Source organism: Halorubrum sp. SD683, assembly GCF_002135045.1.
Lineage (GTDB): Archaea > Halobacteriota > Halobacteria > Halobacteriales > Haloferacaceae > Halorubrum > Halorubrum ezzemoulense.
Map to the genome: position 1 here is coordinate 1 of NZ_NEWJ01000026.1, position 18,824 is coordinate 18,824.

Consider the following 18,824-nt stretch of genomic DNA (forward strand, 5'->3'; position numbering starts at 1 on the left):
CTCGAACGGTACGAGGAGGTCGGTCCGGTCGCGCGTCTGGGGGGCAAACGTGCCTCTGGTCTCCATGGACACGATTGACCGGGGGCGGGCAAGGGCGTTCCGCTACGCGTCGGGGTCGGGGTCGGCGGAATCGGACTCCTCATCGGCGTCGTCTGCGGCCGCGTTTCTGGTCATCTCGCGCGCCTCGCGGAGCGCTTCGGCGACCGCTGGGTCGTCGACGGCGTCGGGGTCCGGGACGCCGGCCCCGGAAGCGGGGTCGGCGTGGCCGTGGTCGTGAGCGTGGTCTGAGGGAGCCGCGTCCCCGCCCGACCCCATTCCGACGTCCGGGCGGCCTCGGGGGACCGTGTCCTCGAACACCTCGTCGTACTCGGCGTCGTCGGCGTGCGGCGTCACCTCGGCCGCGAGTTCCGCCGGTTCGCGGTCGCTCCAGTCGTCGACGCGTTCGTCGAGCCACGCCTCGTGGTCGCCGCCGTGGAGCATCGCCGTGAACGCGAGGTGATGCGCGAGGTGTTCGCCGTCGCGCTGCGGGGTGTCGCAGACGGGGCACGCGTATCCCATGTCGGTCGAAGATTCGCGGGTGAGCCGTAAAGCCGCGTCGAAGGTGGAGCGCCCCGCGCCGAACGGCGACCGCTCGCGACCTCGCCCTGGGTCGTCGCGCGCGCTGACGCCACTATAACAGCAACTTTATCAATCGCACGGGGCGAAATTCGCACAAGACTACTCCGTTAGGAGGTCCAACAGTGACTGAAGCCAACACACAACCGGAGGTGAACATCGGTCTCGTCGGTCACGTCGACCACGGGAAGACGACGCTCGTACAGGCGTTGTCCGGCTCGTGGACCGACCAGCACAGCGAGGAGATGAAACGCGGCATCTCGATTCGGCTGGGGTACGCGGACGCGACGTTCCGGCGCTGCCCCGGCGTCGACGAGCCCGAGTGTTACACCGTCGACGAGGAGTGCGAGGACGGCTCCGAGAGCGAACCGATCCGAACGGTGTCGTTCGTCGACGCGCCGGGCCACGAGACGCTGATGGCGACGATGCTCTCGGGCGCGTCGATCATGGACGGGGCGGTCCTCGTCGTGAGCGCGACCGAGGACGTCCCGCAGGCCCAGACGGAAGAGCACCTGATGGCGCTCGATCTCATCGGGATCGAGAACATCGTCATCGCGCAGAACAAGGTCGACCTGGTGAGCCGCGACCGCGCCGTCGACAACTACGAGCAGATCCAGGAGTTCGTCGAGGGAACCGTCGCGGAGGACGCGCCGATCGTCCCCGTCTCGGCCCAGCAGGAGGTCAACCTCGACCTACTCATCGACGCGGTCGAGTCCGAGATCCCGACGCCGGACCGCGACCCGGGCGAGAGCGCCCGGATGTACGCCGCCCGCTCGTTCGACATCAACCGCCCCGGCGCGACCGCCGAGGACCTGAAGGGCGGCGTCGTCGGCGGATCGCTCGTCAGCGGCGAGCTGTCGGTCGGCGACGGGCTGGAGATCCGACCGGGGCGCGAGGTGGACGAGGAAGGCCAGACGGAGTGGCGGCCGCTGGAGACGACCGTCCGGTCGCTCCAAGCCGGCAACCGCGACGTCGACACCGCCCACCCGGGCGGCCTCCTCGGCGTCGGCACCGGGCTCGACCCGAGCCTGACGAAGGGCGACGCCCTCGCCGGCCAGGTCGCCGGCGAGCCGGGGACGCTCCCCCCGACCCGCGAGGAGTTCGAGATGACGGTCGACCTGCTCGAGCGCGTCGTCGGCAAGGAGGACGACGAGAGCGGCGAGAGCGACATCGAGGAGATCAGCACCGGCGAGCCCCTGATGCTCACGGTCGGTACCGCGACGACGGTCGGCGCGGTGACGAGCGCGCGCGACGGTGAGTGCGAGGTGAGCCTCAAGCGGCCCGTCTGCGCCGAGGAGGGCGCACAGATCGCGATCAACCGGCGCGTCGGCGCGCGCTGGCGGCTCATCGGCGTCGGAACGCTCACGTAGCGTGGCCGACGACGCCCCCGCAGACGGTCCCGACGCGACGCCCGCGGACGACGACCGCGCAGAGGGGCTCGGGGGAAGCGGCGTTCCCGTCGTCGCGCTCGACGCGAGCGCGCTGATGGCGCCGGTCGAGGCCGACCTACGGCTGTTCGAGGAGTTGGATCGGCTCCTCGGCGGCTACGAGACTGTGGTGCCGGCGGCGGTCCTGGCGGAGCTCGACGGGCTTCAGGCCGGGAACGGCGCGGAGGCGACCGCGGCGAGCGTGGGCGCGGACCTCGCGGAGCGGGCGGAGGCGGTGGAGACGGACGAATCGTACGCCGACGACGCGCTCGTCGCCTTGGCCGCGGCCGGCCGGGTCGACGCCGTCGTCACCAACGACGGCCCCCTCGCGAAACGGGTGCTGGCGGCGGACGCACCAGTAATCGGTTTAAGGGGTCGGAACACACTGGCGATAACGGAACCCTAGCGGCCGCGGACAACCAACAACATGTACAAACGAGTTCGACTCAAGGACACGGTCGAGGTCCCGCCGAAGCACTTGGCGGACGTCACCGACGAGCGGGTGAAAGCCCTGCTTCAGGACAAGCTGGAAGGACGGATGGACGAGGACGTCGGCAGCGTCGTGAGCGTCATCGAGGTTCACGACATCGGCGAGGGGGCGGTGTTACACAACCGGCCCGGCGTCTACTACGAGGCGGAGTTCGACGCGCTCACCTACGACCCCGACATGCAGGAGGTCGCCGACGGAACCGTCGTCGAGACGGTCGAGTTCGGCGCCTTCGTCGGGATCGGACCGGTGGACGGGCTGCTCCACGTCTCGCAGATCACCGACGAGTACCTCACGTTCGACGGCGCGAACCAGCAGCTCGCCTCGTCGGACTCCGACAAGACGCTCGGGGTCGACGACGCGGTGCGCGTCCGCGTCGTCACCAAAAGCATCGACGAGCGCAACCCCCGGGACTCGAAGATCGGGCTCACGGCGAAACAGCCCGGCCTCGGGAAGCACGACTGGCTCGAAGGGCAGCGGAAGCACCGCGAACAGACCGGTGAGGAGGCCGACTGATGGCCGAGGACCGCCTGGCGTGCCGGGAGTGTCACCACGTCAACGACCCGGACGCTCAGACCTGCGCGCTCTGCGGGTCGTCGTCGCTGACGGAGGACTGGGCGGGCTACGTCATCATCACCAAGCCCGAGGACAGCGATATCGCCGAGGAGATGAACGTCTCCGAGGCGGGCGCGTACGCGCTCAAGGTGCGGTGACCCAACGCCGCGCCGCCGGACGAAGCCGATGAGCGACCCACTTCTCACCCTCCCCGAATCGCTCCGCGACGCTTTCAAGCAGCCGCTGGGACCGGTGACGACGGACGCCGGCGCGCTCTTGGAGGCCGTCGACGAGGCCCGCGAGCGACGCGGCTCGTCCGCGGGGGGACCGCCGCAGCTGATCGCGGTCGGCGACGTGGTCACCTACCACCTCCGAGAGGCCGGCCGCGTCCCGGACGTGGCGTTGGTCGACGGGAAGACGGAGCGCGAGGCGGTCCGCGAGGAGATCGAGACCGCGCTCGCGGCGACGGAGGAGCGGCGGATCGCGGTCGAAAACCCGGCCGCGGCGCTGTCAGCGGCGCTGCTCGACGCGCTCGCCGAGGCGCTCGCGGCGGACGAGCCGGTGACGATCGAAGTGACCGGCGAGGAGGACCTGGCGGCGCTGCCGGCGATGCTCGCGGCCCCGCTCGGGTCCACCGTCGTCTACGGACAGCCCAGCGAGGGGATGGTCCGCGTCGCGGTCACGCCCGAAGCCCGGCGACGGGCTCGGGAACTGTTCGAGGGGCTCGCCGGCGACACTGCGGCCGGCTACGACGCCCTCGGCGTCGAGCTGAGTGAGAGCGACGATGGTGGCCCGGACGGGAGAGATCCGACGGATCCGGCGTGACGGCCGCCCGAGCGACGCGGCCTCGACCGGCGTCACTCGCCGTCGACCGCGACGACGGTCGCCGTGAGGACCCCGAGACCGGCGATCAGTCCGGCCGCCGTCGCTAGCAGGGGCGTCGTCGGAATCGCTCCCATGGAGAGGTACGGCTCGACGCCGTTGCGGCGGAGCGCTTCGAGGGCCTCGACGCCCCAGTGCCCGCTCGCCAGCAGGACCAAGCCGACGCCGACGCCGAGTCCGCCGGTGACGAAGCCGATCCCGGTCAGCGCGTCCTCGAGGGCGAGGAACGTCCAGACCTGGTCGTCGCTCGGTTCGGGACCGCGCGCGAGCCGGCGCTGGAGCGCGACGAGCCCGAGGCCGGCTCCGCCGGCGGCGACCGTCCCCGCCAACACGACTGCCACGACGCCGAGGTGGGCGGCGAGCGGCGGCCCGGAGAAGTTCGCCTCGCGGACGGCCGGGGGGAGGGTCGCGACGAGCGGGCCCGTCAGTGCCCCGAAGAGAGCCAGCGTCCCGCAGATCCGGGCCTTTCGGACGGGGGACAGCGGGACGACGACGTTCGCCGCCCGAGTGAGTTCGTACTGCGACCGGTCGGTAGGGTCGAATCGGGTGTCATCTGACATCCGCGTGGTAACGGTACGCACGCACCGGAGGGGGGAAACCCTGACGCCGAACAGTGTGTCTCGTCGGCGGTCGGTCCGGAGTTCGGCGGCGACACCCCCGCTTCGAAATCCTTTTACAGCTTTCGAGGGGATATACGCCTAACTGAACCATGGACGTCGATATCATCTCCGAGGAGGAGAACCCGATGCTGCACCGCACGGACATCCGTTTCGAGACGACCCACGAGGAGGCCACGCCCTCCCGACTGTCGGTCCGCGACTCGCTGGCGGCGAAGCTCGACAAGGACTCCGAGGAGGTCGTCGTCCACGAGCTCGACACGAAGTTCGGCATGCGCAAGACGGTCGGCTACGCGAAGGTGTACGACTCCGCGGCCGACGCGCTGGATGTCGAGCAGGACCATATGCTCGAGCGCAACAAGATCGGCGGCGACGAGGCGGACGCCGAGGAAGCGTAACTCCGCCGGATGCGCGTTCTCGGCATCGAGGGTACCGCGTGGTGCGCGAGCGCCGCGCTGTACGACGCCGAGGCCGACTCAGTTCTCATCGAATCAGACCCATACGAGCCGGATAGCGGCGGCATTCACCCGCGCGAGGCCGCCGAACACATGTCGGAGGCGATCCCGGAGGTGGTCGATAGCGTCCTGACCGCCGCCGAGGAGCGACACGGTCCGGACGCGGTCGACGCGGTCGCCTTCTCTCGCGGCCCCGGGCTCGGTCCCTGCCTCCGGATCGTCGGGACCGCGGCGCGGTCGCTCGCCGGGACGCTCGGCGTCCCGCTCGTCGGCGTCAACCACATGGTGGCACACCTCGAGATCGGTCGCCACCGCTCCGGCTTCGACAACCCGGTCTGTCTGAACGCCTCCGGCGCGAACGCGCACCTGCTCGGTTACCACGACGGGCGGTACCGGGTCCTCGGCGAGACGATGGACGCCGGAGTGGGCAACGCGATAGACAAGTTCACGCGCCACGTCGGGTGGAGCCACCCCGGCGGACCGAAGGTGGAGTCGGCGGCCGCCGAGTTCGCGACGGGCGCGGGCGAGGTCGGCAGCGAGGGGGAAGGGACCGGAGGCGAGGAGGGGTCGGCCGCCGAGACCGACCTCCTCGATCTCCCCTACGTGGTCAAGGGGATGGACTTCTCGTTTTCGGGGATCAGCTCGGCCGCCAACGACGCCGCGGACAGCGGCGTCCCCGTCGAGGAGATCTGCTTTTCGCTCCAGGAGCACGTGTTCGCGATGCTGACGGAGGTCTCGGAGCGCGCGCTGTCGCTGACCGGCGCGGACGAGCTCGTGTTGGGCGGCGGCGTCGCACAGAACGACCGGCTGCGGGAGATGTTGGCGACGATGTGCGAGGCCCGCGGCGCCGACTTCCACGCGCCGGAACCGCGATTCCTCAGGGACAACGCCGGGATGATCGCCGTGTTGGGCGCGAAGATGGCCGCCGCCGGGGACACCGTCCCGATCGCGGAGTCCGCGGTCGACCCGAGCTTCCGGCCGGATCAGGTGCCGGTGACGTGGCGAGACGGGGAGTCGGTCGCGCGCGGACGCGGGGGGACCGAGTCGCGAAGCGCGGCGCGCGACGCGGAGGCGGACCGCCGCGGCGCGGAGGCGACCGTGACGGTCGAGGGGACGGACGGCGACCGGCGCGTGGTCAAGCGACGGGTGCCGAAGTCGTACCGACACCCCGAACTCGACCGGACGATCAGGCGCGACCGGACCGTCGCGGAGGCCCGGCTGACGAGCGAGGCGCGGCGCGCTGGCGTGTCGACGCCGCTCGTGTACGACGTCGACCTCGCGGAGGCGACGTTGACGCTCCAGCACGTCGGGGAGCGCGACCTCGCGGCCGCCCTCGACGAGGGGACGGCGGAGGCCGTCGGTCGCCACCTCGCGCGGCTCCACGGCGCCGAGATGGTCCACGGCGACCCGACGACGCGGAACGTTCGGGTGTCGAAGCGCGGCGAGCGCACGGAACGCGACGGGCGGTCGAGCCCGCCGCCCGAGACGTACCTCATCGACTTCGGGCTCGGCTACCACACGGGCCACGTCGAGGACCACGCGATGGACCTCCACGTGTTCGAGGGGTCGGTCCGGGCGACCGCGACGGAACCCGGCCCGTTGCTAGCGGCGTTCGAGAGCGGGTACGAGGCCGTCGGCGACGAAGCGGTCCTCGACCGACTCCGAGACGTGGCGGACCGCGGCCGCTACCGGTGACGAACCGCCGGCTCGGCCGGGGTCAGAGCCCTGACCGGCGACGGCCGCAGCGCCGTTCCGATCGGCGCGCCGGGTCGCCACGATTTATGGTGTCGGCCGACAGATAGACTCGTATGGCAGACAAACCGTCTTCGGGAGAGGTTCTCGGGATCCCGTACAACTTCGAGCGACCGAGCCTCGGTCGGCTGCTCTCGTCGTACTGGCAGCCCGGCAAGGGGATGCTCGTCGAGAAGCCGTTCGGCATCGGCTACACGCTGAACCTCGCCAACTGGCGGTCGTGGATCGTCCTCGCGGTCGCCGGCGGGCTCTACTACCAGCAGCAGCAGTCCGGCGGCGCCGACCTGTCCGGCGGTTCCGACGAGGACGCCGCCGACGACGGCGACGGACCGGTCGAAGTGATCGTCGACGACGACTGACGCCGTGCGCGACGGCGGGTGAGAGACGGCACCGCGATCACCGGTTTTCACCGCTGATTCCGCGTCGGTTTCTTTTAAATATCAGCAGGATGAAGGAGAGGTAATGAAAGTCCAGTTCGAGTGCTCGTGTTCGGAGGAGATCTCCGAGTTCACCCGCGGCGAGACGAGCCGGGGAGTCCACGTCGAATGCGGGAACTGCGGCGCGGTGTACGCCGTGACGATCACCGAGTTGGAGTAGCGGGCGGCGACGCGGACTCGAATCGGAGCCGGACTGTCGTACCGTCGTCGGTCGCGTCGAACCGGACGGTTCCCCCCTGCGTCTCGCACATCCACTTGACGAGCCACAGCCCGATGCTGCTCGCGTGCGAGAGCGGCGTCTCCTCTTCCGCCTGTAAGACCTCACGCTCGTCGGGGGGAATCCCTGGGCCGTTGTCGATGACCTCCAGACAGGTGGTCGTCCCGTTTTCGCGGATCGTCGCCGTCACGCGGCGCGTCGCGCCGTCGTTGTGGGTGACCGCGTTCTCGAACACCTCGCGGATCGGGAACTCGACGGTGTCGTCCGCGCGGATCCACGCCTCAGAGGGGGTCTCGACGGTGAGCGCGGCGCCGTCGGCGTCGACGACGTCGAGCGCCTCGTGGACCGCGGCGACGAGGTCGACGCGGCCGTCCGGTCGCTCGGGCGACGCGTCCTCGATGACGCGGAGCTTCTCGCTTATCTCGACGATGTCGTCGGTCGTCTCCCGGACCGTCTCCAAGCACTCTCGACTCCGCTCGTCGTCGATCCGGTCGGCCAGCAGGTCGGTGTACCCCTGGATCACGTTGAGATCGTTGCGGACGTTGTGCCGAAACACACGACTCAGAACCTGTATCTGCTGGTTAGAGGTTTCGAGGTTTCGGCGCGCGGTCTCCGCCCGTTGGCGGTGGTGCGTGACCGCTCCATAGAGGAGCCCGCCGGACCCGGCGACGAGCAGCCAGTCCCCGACGAGACGCGTCGGCGTCCACCCGCCCGCGACCCCAATTGTCGACGCGACGGCGAGGTCGACCGCGACCGCGGACGCTGCCGCGATACACAGGTACGCCGCCGTGAGGGCGGTCGCCGACCGCCCGTGGAGTAGGTCCGGAATATATTTCATTTATATCTAATTTAACTCCAAACGAATTTTCCGTTCACGGAACACCTTGACGGCCGACGGCTTAAGTTTTGACCGCCAGTCGGGGAGGCGACCGCGGCGGCGCGGTCACCACGAGGCGCAGTCAGGACAGACGAAGGCGTCGTCGTCGCGCCAGCGGCGGTCGACACGCTCGCCGCACCGGTCGCACTCGGCGCCGTCGGCGTGCCACGTCGAGGTGGCGGTCGCGGGAGCGGCGTCGGTCGCGGGAGCGGCGTCGGTCGCCTCGTCGGGGTCGACGCCGTCACCTTCCGCGTCGTCCGGAGCGCTCTCGGCGGACTCGTCGCCGTCGTCGTCCGCGGCGAAGTCGTCGAGCGAGCGGTCCTCGGTCATCTACGCCTCCCGTCGGAGCCGGTCGACGACGTAGTCGCGCTCCAGCTCGCCGAGGAACTCCCCGAGCCGCGGCCCTTGCGTGTCGTCGAAGAAGAGGCGGTAGCCCGCCGCGAAGAACTCGCTCACCTCGATGTCGTGGTCGCGCGCAGTCTCGTACATCGCCCCTTGGATCTCCTCCCCGTCGTGGCCGGCCGCGACGAAGTCGGCGAGGTCGTCGAGCGCGGCCGCGACGTCTCCGTCGAACTCGACCGCGGGGAGGTCGGTCTGGAGCCGGTAGTCGTACTCGTTCCCCGTCCGCTCGGCCCAGTTCCGCGCCTGCTCGACGCGGGCGAGCGCGGCGTCGACGATGTCGGCGTCGGCGTCGTCCGGGATATGGCCCTCGTCGCGGGCGAGGCGCTCGCGGAAGTCGGGGTCGTCGACCATGCCGAGCACCGCCGCGAACGTGTACGGGAGCCGGATCGGCTTCTCCGTCGGCGGGTCGTCGGGCCGGCCGACGACGAACGGGTAGGCGCGCTCGGCGAAGGCGACCAGATCCGGGTCGTCGACCTCGCCGAAGTAGGCGCGCTCGAACCGGTCGAAGCGGTCGACCAGTTGGTCGAGCCGCTCAATGTCGAGGTCGCGGGCCTTCTTCGGGTGGAGCGCGAAGAAGTAGCGCAACACCTCGGGCTCGATCAGCTCCAGGAGCTCTTGGACCGTGACGACGTTGCCCTCGGAGGAGGAGAACGCGTCGCCGTTGAGCGTGAACCACTCATATACCATCGGCACGGGCGGCTCCTCGCCGAAGACGTTCCGCGCGACGTCGACGCCGGAGGGCCACGACCCCTCCGCGTGGTCCTTACCGAACGGCTCGAAGTCGACGCCGAGGACGCCCCACTGCGCGGGCCACTCCAACCGCCACGGGAGCTTTCCCTCGCGGAACGTCGCGGTGCCCTCGTGGCCGCACCCCTCGATCGTGTTGCCGCCGGCGTCCATGTCGGTACAGACGTAGTCGACGGTCTCGGCCTCTGCGTCGATCGCCGTCACCGTCTCCGTGACCTTGCCGCACTCCGCACAGACCGGGTTGAACGGGACGTACTCGTCGTCAACTTTGTCCTGATACGGGGAGAGCACCTCGCGGACGCGCTCGACGTCGGCGAGTACCGTCCGAATCGCCTCGTCGAAGTCGCCGTCGGCGTACAGATCGGTGTTCGAGAGCATCTCGACCGGGACGTTCAGGCGGTCGGCGTCGGCCTTGAGCAGGCCCGCGAAGTGGGCCGCGTACGACTCGGCCTCGCCGAACGGGTCCGGGATCTCGGTGTACGGCTTCCCGAGGTTGCGGCCGAGCGCGCCCGCGTCGACCTCGCCGAGCCCGACGATCTCGCCGTCCGCGTTCGCCAGCTTGCGCGGGACCTTCCGCAGCGGGTCCTTGTCGTCGGAGGTGAACACCTGCCGGACCTCGTGGCCGCGGTCGCGGAGCACCTCGGCGACGAAGTAGCCGCGCATGATCTCGTTGAAGTTCCCGAGGTGCGCGACGCCGGACGGCGAGACACCGCCCTTGATCACGATCGGCTCGTCGGGGTCGCGGGCCTCGACCTCGTCGGCGACGACGTCGGCCCAGAAGGCGTGGAAGGTCTCGGTCGACTCCTCGGCGGCGTCCTCGCCGTCGTCGAGGGCGGACCCCCCGGAGAGGATGTGCGGGGAGTCGTCGGGGGCGGCGGACGCGTCGTCGGAGGCGTCGTCCGCGCTCATCGTGCCTCCGTCCAGCGGCTCGGTTCGCCGGCGCCCGGGGGGACCACGTCCGTTCCGGTGTGATCGCCGCGCAGCACGGCGTCGACGACGGCGCTCGGGTCGGTCCCGTCGAGCACGATCGACCGGAGTTCGGCCCGGTCGATCAGCTTCGCCGCGAGGAGGTCGACGGGGGCGGACGCGCCGGCGTCGCGGCTCATCGGGAGGACGACCTCGACGAGCTCGGCCGGCGACAGCTCCGCGAACTGCGCCGCGTCGGGGTCGGCGTTGGGGTCGGCGTCGTACACCCCGTCGGCGCTCGTCGCGTACACGAGCAGGTCGGCGTCGACGGACTCGGCGAACGCGGCGGCGACCGCGTCGGTCGTCTGCCCCGGCGTGATGCCGCCCATCACCGACACCTCGTCGCGGCGGAGGGCCGCCGCCGCCTCCTCGGTGTCGACCGCGGGCGCGAGGCTCGCGCGCTCGCCGAGGGCGGCGATCAGCAGCCGGGCGTTGAGCCGGGTCGTCCCGATCCCAAGCCGGTCGAGCTCGACCTCGTTGGCCCCGATCTCGCGGGCCGTCTCGATGTACTCGCGGGCGACGCCGCCGCCGCCGACGACGACCCCGACCTCGCAGCCGTCGGTGACCAGCCGTTCGATCGCCTCGGCGTACGCGGCCACGCGCTCGGGGTCGAGGTCGGGCGCGAGCACGCTCCCGCCGACAGAAACGACGATTCTCATTGCCGAGGAGTACCCCTGTCGCAGTCTTAAGGATTGTCAAGCCCGGACGCGGTGGAAGCGGCCCCGAGCCCGATCCGGCCCGACGCGTCGGGCGGGAAACGCCTAAATCGGTCGCGGCCCGCTCTCGGGTATGCGACCGATATCGATCGTCGGCGACGGGGCGGCGACGCTGGCCCGGCGGCTCGCGGACCGACTCGACGGGCGAGTCGCCGTCGTGAAGCGCGACGACGACCCGAACGGCGCCCCCGAGAGCGACTCGACACGGAGCGACCCGGCCGCGGACGGGGAGGTCGTCGGTCCGGCGCAGCGCTCGGGCGCGGACACCGCCGTCGCATTCGACGCAGACGGGAACTGGCGCGGTCGGGGGAGCGTCGAGGGGTTCGACGACCTGCTCGACGGGCTCGCCCCCGACCACGACTACCTGCTGGCGGTCGGCGAGCCGCGGTTGCGCGTGCCCGCGGTCCTCCTCGGGTCCGACCCGGACCCGGAGCGCGTGCCGGGGACGGTCGTCGCGAGCGCGACCGCCCCCGACGGGGTCGACCTCGGCGACGTCGTCGCCGACCTCGACAGCGCGGAGCCGTGGATCACCCGTGAGACGCTGGTGCGCCGCGCCGAGGCGTCGCCGGACGCGGACCGGGCGGGGGCGATAGCGACGTTCACCGGCCGCGTGCGCGCCCGCGACAGCCCGGACGACGACCGGACGACGCACCTCGCGTTCGAGAAGTACGACGGGGTCGCCGAGGATCGGATGGCCGCCATCGCGGAGGAGCTAGCGGCCCGCGATGGGGTCTTCGACGTGCGGATGCACCACCGCACCGGCGTGATCGAGGCGGGTGAGGACATCGTCTTCGTGGTCGTGCTGGCCGGGCACCGCGGGGAGGCGTTCCGGACGGTCGAAGACGGGATCGACCGGCTGAAAGACGAGGTGCCGATCTTCAAGAAAGAGGCGACGGAGTCGGAGACGTTCTGGGTCCACAGCCGGGACTGACCGGCGCGCGGCGTCGCCGCTTCCGGTTTCGTCGCGGCCGCGATCGGTCCCAAGAGGTCGTCTCGGCGGTCGCGGGGAGGACGCGCGAGCGCGCCGAGACCGAGAATACGCGGCGCTTTTTGTTTCTTTCCGGCCGTCGGACCGGACGGCGGCGAGTTACTCGCGTACCGAGTCAGCGACGGAGAAAACGTGTTCAAAACGGGTTATAAAATTTCTAGCGCGTTCTAGAAGCGTTGTAAAGAGTCCGTCAGACACGTTTTACCCCGGCGAGTTCGGTGAAACGCCCTGAAACCCCCTGAACGTCGCCCAACGGTGACGCCTTTATAACACCCTCCGGGAGCAAGGGTGAGGTGTACTATGAGCGCGACTGCGAACCCCTCCACGAACGCGAGCGCGAACGACGACCGCAGCAAGGAAGAGCGGCTGAAGCAGTACCTGCTCGACCGCGCCCAAGACGGCGAGATGTACTTCAAGGGGAAGTTCATCTCCGACGACGTCGACCTCTCGCCGAAGGAGATCGGCGCCCTGATGGTGAAGCTCCGCGACTCGGCGACGGAGCTCACCGTCGAGAAGTGGTCGTACACGGGCGCGACGACCTGGCGCGTCGAACCCGCCTGAGGGACGCGCTCCGCCGACCGACGAACGCAGTACCGCTCCGAGGCGCACTCGGTTCACGAACCGGTCCCCGTCCCGCGCTTTTCTGACCGCGAGCGCGTCCGCGTCGAGTTCCGCCGGCCCACGCGCCGCGCCGTGTTTGCGGTACCCGTGCCCGCCGACGCGGGGTTTATACTCGCCGACCAGCTACGACCCCACGATGCCAGAACACGAGGACGCGGCGACGGCCGGCGACGGCGCGCCGCGTCCGGAGCCGCTCCGGACGTTCTTTCGGATCGACGAGGTCCGCCGCGAGGACGGTCGCGTGCGATACCGCGGCGAGTCGTACGTCCCGGAGCGGACGCTGTTGCGCAAGCTGACCCCCCACTTTCGAGAGGCGGGGTACGAGGTCGACGTGGAGGTCGTCGACGGCGGCCACGTCGTCGTCGCGACGCCGTTCGACCGCGGCCGGGACGGGATCCCGTGGGTGAACGTCGCCATGTTCGCGGCCACGCTGCTGTCGACGCTGTTCGTCGGCGCGTACGGCTGGTACTACGTGCCGCTCGCGGAGATCCAGTCGAACCCCCTGACGCTGCTCCGGGCGTGGCCGTTCACGGCCGCCGTTCTCGGGGTGTTGATGACCCACGAACTCGGCCACTACGCCGCCGGTCGCTACCACGGCGTCCCCGTCTCGTTGCCGTACGTTATCCCCTTCATCTTCCCGTTCGGCACGCTCGGCGCGGTGATCCGCATCCGCGGCCGGATGCCGTCGCGGAAGGTCCTCTTCGATATCGGCGCGGCGGGACCGATCGCGGGGCTGTTCGCGACCGTCGTCGTGACCGCGATCGGCCTCTCGCTCGACCCGATCCAGGTGCCGGCGGAGCTCGCGAACTCGTCGGGCGCGGTGATCCGGTTCAACAACCCGCCACTCTTGGACTTCATCGCCGGCGCCCTCGGCCAGCCGACGAGCTACGGCGACCCGCGGCTCACCGCCCACCCCGTGGTGATCGGCGGGTGGGTCGGGATGTTCTTCACCGTCCTGAACCTCCTCCCGGTCGGCCAACTCGACGGCGGCCACATGGTCCGGGCGATGCTCGGGCCGCGACAGGAGACGGTGGCGGCGCTCGTCCCCGGCGCGCTGTTCGCCATCGCCGCCTACCTCTACTTCTGGCGGGGGCTCGGCCTGAACGAGTCGGTGGGTCTGTGGGCGTTCTGGGGCGTGTTCGCGACGGTCATCGCGTTCAACGGACCCGCGAATCCGGCCGACGAGGACGGACTGGGGCTGCCGCGGATCGCGGTCGGGGCCGTCACGTTCGCCGTCGGCGCGCTCTGTTTCCTCCTCGTCCCGATTCAAGTCATCGGCGCGTGACACCGCGATGCCCTCGATAGCACGGCTGCCGTCGCTGGTTCGGTCGCGCGTCGAGCGGCTCGGCTTTCGAACCCTGTACCGGCTCGCCGACCTGACGTACGCGCTCGGCGTCGCGACGCCGAAGCGGACCGTCGCCGGCACGTACTGGAGCTACGAGCCGACGAACCCCCACGGCGACGACCCCGGACTGGCCGCGCTCGACCGTCTCCCGGAGGACGCGGTGATCCTCGACGTGGGCGCGCACGTCGGCGAACACGCGATCCCGCTGACCCGCGGGACCGACCGTCGCGTAGTGGCGTTCGAGCCGAACGGCGAGAGCGCGGACCGGCTGGCGCGGAACGCCGAGCGGAACGGGCTCGGCGATCGGCTCGACCTCAGGCGGGCGGGCGCGGGCGACGCGAACGCGACGCTTACCTTCTATCGGTCGACGTTCTCGAAGTGCTCGGCGTTCGACCGCGATCTGGCGACGAGGTGGGGCGCGAGCGTCGCCGGGACGGAGTCGGTCCCGGTCCGACGGCTCGACGAACTCGTCGAGGGCGTCGTCGACGAGAGAGCCGACGGGGGCGGGACAGTCCCGCCGCCGGATGCCGTGAAGGTCGACGTCGAGGGGCGCGAGGGGGCGGTCCTCCGGGGCGCGGCGGAGACGCTCGCGACGTACCGTCCGCTGCTCGTCGTGGAGGTCCACGAGTCGGGGTCAGCGGAGGGAGGCGCGGCGGACGAGGGGACGATGAGCCCGGACCCCGCCGCCCTCCGCGAGTGGCTAACGGCGCGGGAGTACGCGGTCGAGGAAGCGGAAGACGTGTGGATCTGTCGGGCGACAGGAGAGTCGGCAAAAGGCCGCTGAGTCGGTCGCCGCGCCGCCGGTCCGGTCGCTGTGCCGTTGAGTGGCGCCCCGTCGCCGAGTCAGTCGTCGCGCCGCTGTTTCATCCCCTGGCGGGTGAACTGCGGCGTGGTGCGGAGTCCCCGCTTCTTCCGGAACGACCGGTACAAGGCGATCGCGAGCGGCGAGGCCAGCGCGAGGACGACGAGCGCGAGCCGCCAGTTGTTCGCGAACGAGTAGAGGATCGTCGCCGAGAGGACGCCGACGGCGAGTAGCACCGAGTAGGCGATCCGCATCGCCAGCTTCTCTAAGACCTTCGTGTCGTCCTCTAAGACGACGTTGACCGTCAGGTCGTCGCGGTTGGCGCGGTCGAGGAACTCGTCGGCCTTCGGCGGGACCGTGAACAGCGCCTCGGTGGTCTGTTGTACCTGTCGGCCGGCGTCTTCGGCGAGGTCGCGGGCGGTCTGCTCGTAGTACCCCTCCTCGCGGAGGTAGTCGGTCGCCGTCGAGATGAAGTCGAACTCGGGGTCTAAGGTGACACAGACCCCCTCGACGACGGTGGCGACCCGGAGGACCAAGGCGAGGTTCGGCGGGAGCCGGAGCGGGAACTCGTAGATGGACGACTCCACCTGCTCGATGATCTGGTTCACCTGGTACTGCTCGACGTCCTCGCCCCGGACGTCGGCGATGGCGAGCTCCATCACGTTCCCCATCACCTCGCGGTCGGCCTCCGGCGAGAGGGTCCCCATCGAGATGAGCGTGTCCAGGATGGCGTCGATGTCCTGCCGCGCGACCGCGACGTAGAACTCGACGATCTTCTCCTGGACGAACGGGTCCACCCGCCCCGCCATGCCGAAGTCGTAGAAGATCACGGACCCGTCGTCCGCGACCGCGAGGTTCCCCGGGTGGGGGTCGGCGTGGAACACGCCGTCGTCGATGATCATCTGGAGGTACACTTCCTGGAGGATCTCCGCGATCGCCGTCCGGTCGTGACCAGCCTCGTCGAGCGCGTCGATGTCGCTGATCTTCGTGCCCGGGACGTACTCCATGGTGAGCACCCGCGGCCCCGACACCGACTCGTACGTCTCCGGGATCCGGATCCGATCGTTGTCCGCGAAGTTGCCGCGGATCTCCTCGAGCATCGTCCGCTCGCGGGCGTAGTCCATCTCCTCGCGGATCGTCTTGGCGAACTCGTCGGCGAGGTTCTCCAGGGAGAACGACCGGCCGGCGCCGGTGAACCGCTTGACCAGCGGGATCGACCAGCGGATCGTGCGGAGGTCGGCCTCGACGAGCGACTCGATGCCGGGGCGACGCACCTTCACCGCGACCTCGTCGCCCTCGTAGGTGGCGGTGTACACCTGCCCGAGGCTCGCGCCGCTTATCGGGTCGCGGTCGAAGTCGTCGAACGTCTCGTCGACCGGCCCGAACTCGTCTTCGAGGACGACTCGCGACTCCTCCCACGGCGCGGGGGGAACGTCGTCTTGGAGTCCCTCCAAGACCTCGATGTACGCCGGGGGAAGGATGTCGGGACGCGTCGAGAGGATCTGTCCGAGTTTGATGAACGTCGGCCCGAGCGTGAGCAGGATGTCGAGCAGCACCGCGGCGCGCTCGCGCTGGGTCTCGGCGTCGACCTCTCGGCTCCCGCCGAACAGGAAGTACCGGCGGCGGTCACGCCAGTAGGCGACGATAAGCGGCGAGAACTGCCGCAGGACGACGACGAACCGCCAGTAGGCGCGAAGGTTGACCAGCGTGACCACCCGTCAGGCGTCGCCCTCGTCGTCCGCGTCGTCGACGGGGATGGTCCGGGAGACGTCGCGCTCTCGCTTGGGGAGGGAGATTTCGAGGACGCCGCGGTCGATCTCGGCGTCGGCGCCCGCGCCGTCGGCGTCGTTCGGGAGGGGGAGTTCCGCGTCGAGGAACAGCGGGCGGTCCTCCCGGACGTACTCGAACCCGTCGGGGACGGCCTTCTCGCGGCGACCCTCGATGTCGATACGACCGTCCTCGACGAGCACCTCGGTCGTCGCTGCGGTCGCGCCCGGGAGGTCGACGACGAGGACGTACCCGTCGTCGGACTCGAGGAGGTCCGCAAACACCGCGTCCGGGAGGTCCCGGAGCGCGTCGCGTAGCGCTGACATAGGGGTCGGTAGGATCGCCGCGGCGAAAAACCTGTGGAAAAGGCGGATCGGGGCGGGAGATCCACCGCGGGTGACGCGGAGCGAGTGCCGCGGGTAGCGCGGAGCGAGTGGGGCTCCCGGGGGAGGCGGCTCAGTCGCGGTCGCCCATGTCGAGGTCGAACTTCCCGAGGTCGTCCCCCTGCGACTCGCCGGGGAGGATGTCGCCGAGGCCCGCGCCGAACGCCGCCGCGGCCCAGACGACCGCGACCCGGCTGACCCGTTCGAGCGCGGTGGGGTCGCCCTCGTGGAGGCGCCCCCAGAACAGCAGCATGGCCGCCGACGTGGCGAGCGAGACGAGGAGGACCCCGGCGTAGCGGCGCGGGATGACGCCGAGGATCGGGTGGTGGATCGCGATCTGCCGGAAGTCGGCGTAGTAGAGGAGCCCGGCGGTCGCGACGAAGACGAAGCCGACGTGGCCGATCAGGAGGACCGGGACGCCCGCGACGGTCGTCGCCGCGAACCAGGCCGCGATCTCGAAGACGCCGCCCTCGACGAGCAGCGGGAGCGCGAACAGCACCGCCCCGACGAACGACTCGGCGAGGTCTCTGGAGGTGTACTTCGTGATCCGCTCCGCGAGCGCGCCGCTCCCGGGCATCCGCTCGACGAGCGAGATCGTCTGTCGAACCTCCTCGCGCTCGTGGCCCTCGTCGACCGTGTCGCGCAGGGCGTCGAGCTTCGCGAGCAGGTCGTCGATGTCGGGGTCGCCCGGGGGCGGTTCGGCCGGAGGCTGTTCGGCGCCCGCCGGCGCTCCGGACCCGTCGGCACGGCCGGTATCGCCGTCGTCGCTGTCGACCATGTGCCCACGGGACGCGCGACCGACCTAAATCTCGCGGCGGTCGGCTGGTCCACGCGGTCGCGAGCCGACGACCGGCGGGACGGGCGGCCTACAGCCGACCGAGGAACGCGGAGAGCGCGTCGTTGAAGACGGTCGGCGCTTCGAGCATCGCGAGGTGCGCGGCGTCGGGGACCTCCGCGAGCTCTCCGGCCGGGATCCCGTCCGCGAGGTACTCATGGTACGCGGGCGGCGTGAGCTCGTCGTGCGCGCCGACGAGCGCGAGCGCCGGGACGCCGATCTCGTCGAGTCGCTCCCGGACGTCGAACCGGTGGCAGGTGAGGAAGTCGCGTTCGGTGACCGCTCGCCCGCACTCGCGCATGGCCGCCTCGGAGAGCTCGACGTACTCGGGCGGCGCGTCGTGGAAGAGGCGGTCCGGCTCGTGGAGCAGCGAGACGGCCCGCTCGAAATCGTCGGCGAGCGCGCCGCGGAGGGGCTCGGCCACCGCGAGCTTCGCGCCCGTGCCCGCGAGGACGAGGCCGTCGAGCGCGAGGTCGCGCTCTAAGGCGACCCGCAGCGCGACCGCGCCGCCGAGGGAGTTGCCGCAGAGGACTGTCGCCCCCGTCTCCTCCGCGACGGCGATCACGTCGTCCGCGTACGCGTTGAGCGTCTCGGGGCCGGCGGGCGTCGCGACGTCGTCGCTGTCGCCGTGCCCGGAGAGGTCGACGGCGACGCTCGGAACCCGGTCGGCCAGCCTGGCCTGCGACTTCCAGATGTCTTTCGTGCCGCCGCTGCCGTGAACGAAGCAGACCGTCGGCCCGTCGCCGCCGCGGTCGAAGCGGCGGTACGCCGTCGCGCGACCGTCGTGGGTGACCCGTTCCATGTCCGGGCGGTTCGGCGCCGAGCGGTATAAGCGCCCGAGGGAGCCGACGCGCGCTCGGCGACTCGATCGGCGCCGCGGGTCTGACCGCACGACCGCGGACGGTCGGCGGTGGAATCGCTCGAACCGCTA

Annotated in this window: 23 protein-coding genes; 13 read left to right on the top strand and 10 right to left on the bottom strand. The window is 70.5% G+C overall.

Features of this window, described 5'->3' with window-relative positions; all coding sequences use genetic code 11:
- Nucleotides 1-102: 102 nt before the first annotated feature.
- Complete coding sequence (locus B9G49_RS08485; RefSeq protein WP_049930271.1) at nt 103-558, bottom strand: DUF5810 domain-containing protein; 456 nt, start codon at nt 556-558, stop codon at nt 103-105.
- Nucleotides 559-740: 182 nt separating this feature from the next.
- On the opposite strand from B9G49_RS08485, the gene B9G49_RS08490 reads away from it, so the two are divergent.
- Genes B9G49_RS08490 through B9G49_RS08510 form a run of 5 tightly spaced genes read left to right on the top strand, consistent with a single transcriptional unit; the run spans nt 741 to nt 3,909 of the window.
- Nucleotides 741-1,985, top strand: coding sequence for a translation initiation factor IF-2 subunit gamma (locus B9G49_RS08490; protein WP_049930268.1), 1,245 nt, complete (start codon nt 741-743; stop codon nt 1,983-1,985).
- 1 nt (nt 1,986) lies between these two features.
- Nucleotides 1,987-2,448, top strand: coding sequence for a DUF188 domain-containing protein (locus tag B9G49_RS08495; protein WP_049930267.1), 462 nt, complete (start codon nt 1,987-1,989; stop codon nt 2,446-2,448).
- A gap of 21 nt (nt 2,449-2,469) precedes the next feature.
- Nucleotides 2,470-3,045 carry a DNA-directed RNA polymerase gene (locus tag B9G49_RS08500; RefSeq protein WP_006114408.1) on the top strand — a complete coding sequence of 192 codons (576 nt, stop codon included), beginning with the start codon at nt 2,470-2,472 and terminating at the stop codon, nt 3,043-3,045.
- Nucleotides 3,045-3,242: a transcription elongation factor subunit Spt4 gene (spt4, locus tag B9G49_RS08505; protein ID WP_006114409.1), complete on the top strand. Its 198-nt coding sequence runs from the start codon at nt 3,045-3,047 to the stop codon at nt 3,240-3,242. Before B9G49_RS08500 ends, spt4 begins: the two co-directional genes overlap by 1 nt.
- A gap of 28 nt (nt 3,243-3,270) precedes the next feature.
- Nucleotides 3,271-3,909: a GTP-dependent dephospho-CoA kinase family protein gene (locus B9G49_RS08510; protein WP_086216081.1), complete on the top strand. Its 639-nt coding sequence runs from the start codon at nt 3,271-3,273 to the stop codon at nt 3,907-3,909.
- A gap of 32 nt (nt 3,910-3,941) precedes the next feature.
- Here the strand turns inward: B9G49_RS08510 and B9G49_RS08515 are convergent, their stop codons facing one another.
- A complete protein-coding gene (locus B9G49_RS08515; protein WP_049930263.1) occupies nt 3,942-4,526 on the bottom strand; it encodes a hypothetical protein in 585 nt (194 codons plus the stop codon).
- A gap of 149 nt (nt 4,527-4,675) precedes the next feature.
- Here B9G49_RS08515 and B9G49_RS08520 point away from each other — a divergent pair, with 149 nt between their 5' ends.
- The 4 genes from B9G49_RS08520 (at nt 4,676) to B9G49_RS17145 (ending at nt 7,387) form a co-directional block, all read left to right on the top strand.
- A complete protein-coding gene (locus B9G49_RS08520; protein ID WP_049930261.1) occupies nt 4,676-4,981 on the top strand; it encodes a 30S ribosomal protein S24e in 306 nt (101 codons plus the stop codon).
- Nucleotides 4,982-4,990: 9 nt separating this feature from the next.
- Nucleotides 4,991-6,733: a bifunctional N(6)-L-threonylcarbamoyladenine synthase/serine/threonine protein kinase gene (locus B9G49_RS08525; RefSeq protein WP_086216082.1), complete on the top strand. Its 1,743-nt coding sequence runs from the start codon at nt 4,991-4,993 to the stop codon at nt 6,731-6,733.
- A 113-nt stretch (nt 6,734-6,846) separates the two neighbouring features.
- Nucleotides 6,847-7,149: a DUF5808 domain-containing protein gene (locus tag B9G49_RS08530; RefSeq protein ID WP_049930257.1), complete on the top strand. Its 303-nt coding sequence runs from the start codon at nt 6,847-6,849 to the stop codon at nt 7,147-7,149.
- Nucleotides 7,150-7,252: 103 nt separating this feature from the next.
- Entirely contained in the window at nt 7,253-7,387 is a 135-nt protein-coding gene (locus B9G49_RS17145) for a hypothetical protein (RefSeq protein ID WP_004597316.1), read from the top strand.
- On the opposite strand, the gene B9G49_RS08535 is transcribed toward B9G49_RS17145, so the two are convergent.
- The 4 genes from B9G49_RS08535 to pyrH all read right to left on the bottom strand — a co-directional run bounded on the left by B9G49_RS08535 (nt 7,371) and on the right by pyrH (nt 11,095).
- Complete coding sequence (locus B9G49_RS08535; RefSeq protein ID WP_086216083.1) at nt 7,371-8,282, bottom strand: sensor histidine kinase KdpD; 912 nt, start codon at nt 8,280-8,282, stop codon at nt 7,371-7,373. The genes B9G49_RS17145 and B9G49_RS08535 overlap by 17 nt on opposite strands.
- Before the next feature lie 105 nt (nt 8,283-8,387).
- Nucleotides 8,388-8,651 carry a hypothetical protein gene (locus B9G49_RS08540; protein WP_049930252.1) on the bottom strand — a complete coding sequence of 88 codons (264 nt, stop codon included), beginning with the start codon at nt 8,649-8,651 and terminating at the stop codon, nt 8,388-8,390.
- Entirely contained in the window at nt 8,652-10,379 is a 1,728-nt protein-coding gene (gene lysS, locus B9G49_RS08545) for a lysine--tRNA ligase (protein ID WP_086216084.1), read from the bottom strand. It lies immediately after the preceding gene.
- Nucleotides 10,376-11,095 (bottom strand): UMP kinase, encoded by a 720-nt coding sequence (gene pyrH, locus B9G49_RS08550; RefSeq protein ID WP_086216085.1) that lies wholly within the window; start codon nt 11,093-11,095, stop codon nt 10,376-10,378. Before pyrH ends, lysS begins: the two co-directional genes overlap by 4 nt.
- Before the next feature lie 130 nt (nt 11,096-11,225).
- Here pyrH and B9G49_RS08555 point away from each other — a divergent pair, with 130 nt between their 5' ends.
- From B9G49_RS08555 to B9G49_RS08570, 4 genes are all read left to right on the top strand, one after another.
- Nucleotides 11,226-12,083, top strand: coding sequence for a molybdopterin synthase (locus tag B9G49_RS08555; protein ID WP_086216086.1), 858 nt, complete (start codon nt 11,226-11,228; stop codon nt 12,081-12,083).
- Between the two features lie 357 nt (nt 12,084-12,440).
- Nucleotides 12,441-12,701: a hypothetical protein gene (locus B9G49_RS08560; protein WP_049930246.1), complete on the top strand. Its 261-nt coding sequence runs from the start codon at nt 12,441-12,443 to the stop codon at nt 12,699-12,701.
- A gap of 196 nt (nt 12,702-12,897) precedes the next feature.
- Nucleotides 12,898-14,046 carry a site-2 protease family protein gene (locus tag B9G49_RS08565; protein WP_049930244.1) on the top strand — a complete coding sequence of 383 codons (1,149 nt, stop codon included), beginning with the start codon at nt 12,898-12,900 and terminating at the stop codon, nt 14,044-14,046.
- Nucleotides 14,047-14,053: 7 nt separating this feature from the next.
- Nucleotides 14,054-14,890 carry an FkbM family methyltransferase gene (locus B9G49_RS08570; RefSeq protein WP_086216087.1) on the top strand — a complete coding sequence of 279 codons (837 nt, stop codon included), beginning with the start codon at nt 14,054-14,056 and terminating at the stop codon, nt 14,888-14,890.
- A 59-nt stretch (nt 14,891-14,949) separates the two neighbouring features.
- On the opposite strand, the gene B9G49_RS08575 is transcribed toward B9G49_RS08570, so the two are convergent.
- The 4 genes from B9G49_RS08575 to B9G49_RS08590 all read right to left on the bottom strand — a co-directional run bounded on the left by B9G49_RS08575 (nt 14,950) and on the right by B9G49_RS08590 (nt 18,695).
- Nucleotides 14,950-16,623, bottom strand: coding sequence for an AarF/ABC1/UbiB kinase family protein (locus B9G49_RS08575; protein ID WP_049930241.1), 1,674 nt, complete (start codon nt 16,621-16,623; stop codon nt 14,950-14,952).
- Nucleotides 16,624-16,626: 3 nt separating this feature from the next.
- On the bottom strand, nt 16,627-17,001 hold the full coding sequence (locus B9G49_RS08580) for an Hsp20/alpha crystallin family protein (RefSeq protein ID WP_049930239.1): 375 nt from the start codon (nt 16,999-17,001) through the stop codon (nt 16,627-16,629).
- Nucleotides 17,002-17,131: 130 nt separating this feature from the next.
- Nucleotides 17,132-17,836 carry a DUF2391 domain-containing protein gene (locus B9G49_RS08585; protein ID WP_086216088.1) on the bottom strand — a complete coding sequence of 235 codons (705 nt, stop codon included), beginning with the start codon at nt 17,834-17,836 and terminating at the stop codon, nt 17,132-17,134.
- 88 nt (nt 17,837-17,924) lie between these two features.
- Nucleotides 17,925-18,695: an alpha/beta fold hydrolase gene (locus tag B9G49_RS08590; RefSeq protein ID WP_086216089.1), complete on the bottom strand. Its 771-nt coding sequence runs from the start codon at nt 18,693-18,695 to the stop codon at nt 17,925-17,927.
- Between the last annotated feature and the right edge of the window lie 129 nt (nt 18,696-18,824).

What these genes read in the sequence shown, in the direction of transcription:
- B9G49_RS08530 (WP_049930257.1), top strand. Translation starts at nt 6,847, where the DNA reads ATGGCAGACAAACCGTCTTCGGGAGAGGTTCTCGGGATCCCGTACAAC.
- B9G49_RS17145 (WP_004597316.1), top strand. Translation starts at nt 7,253, where the DNA reads ATGAAAGTCCAGTTCGAGTGCTCGTGTTCGGAGGAGATCTCCGAGTTC.
- B9G49_RS08570 (WP_086216087.1), top strand. Translation starts at nt 14,054, where the DNA reads ATGCCCTCGATAGCACGGCTGCCGTCGCTGGTTCGGTCGCGCGTCGAG.
- B9G49_RS08565 (WP_049930244.1), top strand. Translation starts at nt 12,898, where the DNA reads ATGCCAGAACACGAGGACGCGGCGACGGCCGGCGACGGCGCGCCGCGT.
- B9G49_RS08510 (WP_086216081.1), top strand. Translation starts at nt 3,271, where the DNA reads ATGAGCGACCCACTTCTCACCCTCCCCGAATCGCTCCGCGACGCTTTC.
- B9G49_RS08580 (WP_049930239.1), bottom strand. Translation starts at nt 17,001, where the DNA reads ATGTCAGCGCTACGCGACGCGCTCCGGGACCTCCCGGACGCGGTGTTT.
- spt4 (WP_006114409.1), top strand. Translation starts at nt 3,045, where the DNA reads ATGGCCGAGGACCGCCTGGCGTGCCGGGAGTGTCACCACGTCAACGAC.
- B9G49_RS08590 (WP_086216089.1), bottom strand. Translation starts at nt 18,695, where the DNA reads ATGGAACGGGTCACCCACGACGGTCGCGCGACGGCGTACCGCCGCTTC.
- pyrH (WP_086216085.1), bottom strand. Translation starts at nt 11,095, where the DNA reads ATGAGAATCGTCGTTTCTGTCGGCGGGAGCGTGCTCGCGCCCGACCTC.
- B9G49_RS08555 (WP_086216086.1), top strand. Translation starts at nt 11,226, where the DNA reads ATGCGACCGATATCGATCGTCGGCGACGGGGCGGCGACGCTGGCCCGG.
- B9G49_RS08500 (WP_006114408.1), top strand. Translation starts at nt 2,470, where the DNA reads ATGTACAAACGAGTTCGACTCAAGGACACGGTCGAGGTCCCGCCGAAG.
- B9G49_RS08520 (WP_049930261.1), top strand. Translation starts at nt 4,676, where the DNA reads ATGGACGTCGATATCATCTCCGAGGAGGAGAACCCGATGCTGCACCGC.
- B9G49_RS08560 (WP_049930246.1), top strand. Translation starts at nt 12,441, where the DNA reads ATGAGCGCGACTGCGAACCCCTCCACGAACGCGAGCGCGAACGACGAC.
- lysS (WP_086216084.1), bottom strand. Translation starts at nt 10,379, where the DNA reads ATGAGCGCGGACGACGCCTCCGACGACGCGTCCGCCGCCCCCGACGAC.
- B9G49_RS08585 (WP_086216088.1), bottom strand. Translation starts at nt 17,836, where the DNA reads ATGGTCGACAGCGACGACGGCGATACCGGCCGTGCCGACGGGTCCGGA.
- B9G49_RS08525 (WP_086216082.1), top strand. Translation starts at nt 4,991, where the DNA reads ATGCGCGTTCTCGGCATCGAGGGTACCGCGTGGTGCGCGAGCGCCGCG.
- B9G49_RS08535 (WP_086216083.1), bottom strand. Translation starts at nt 8,282, where the DNA reads ATGAAATATATTCCGGACCTACTCCACGGGCGGTCGGCGACCGCCCTC.
- B9G49_RS08485 (WP_049930271.1), bottom strand. Translation starts at nt 558, where the DNA reads ATGGGATACGCGTGCCCCGTCTGCGACACCCCGCAGCGCGACGGCGAA.
- B9G49_RS08515 (WP_049930263.1), bottom strand. Translation starts at nt 4,526, where the DNA reads ATGTCAGATGACACCCGATTCGACCCTACCGACCGGTCGCAGTACGAA.
- B9G49_RS08540 (WP_049930252.1), bottom strand. Translation starts at nt 8,651, where the DNA reads ATGACCGAGGACCGCTCGCTCGACGACTTCGCCGCGGACGACGACGGC.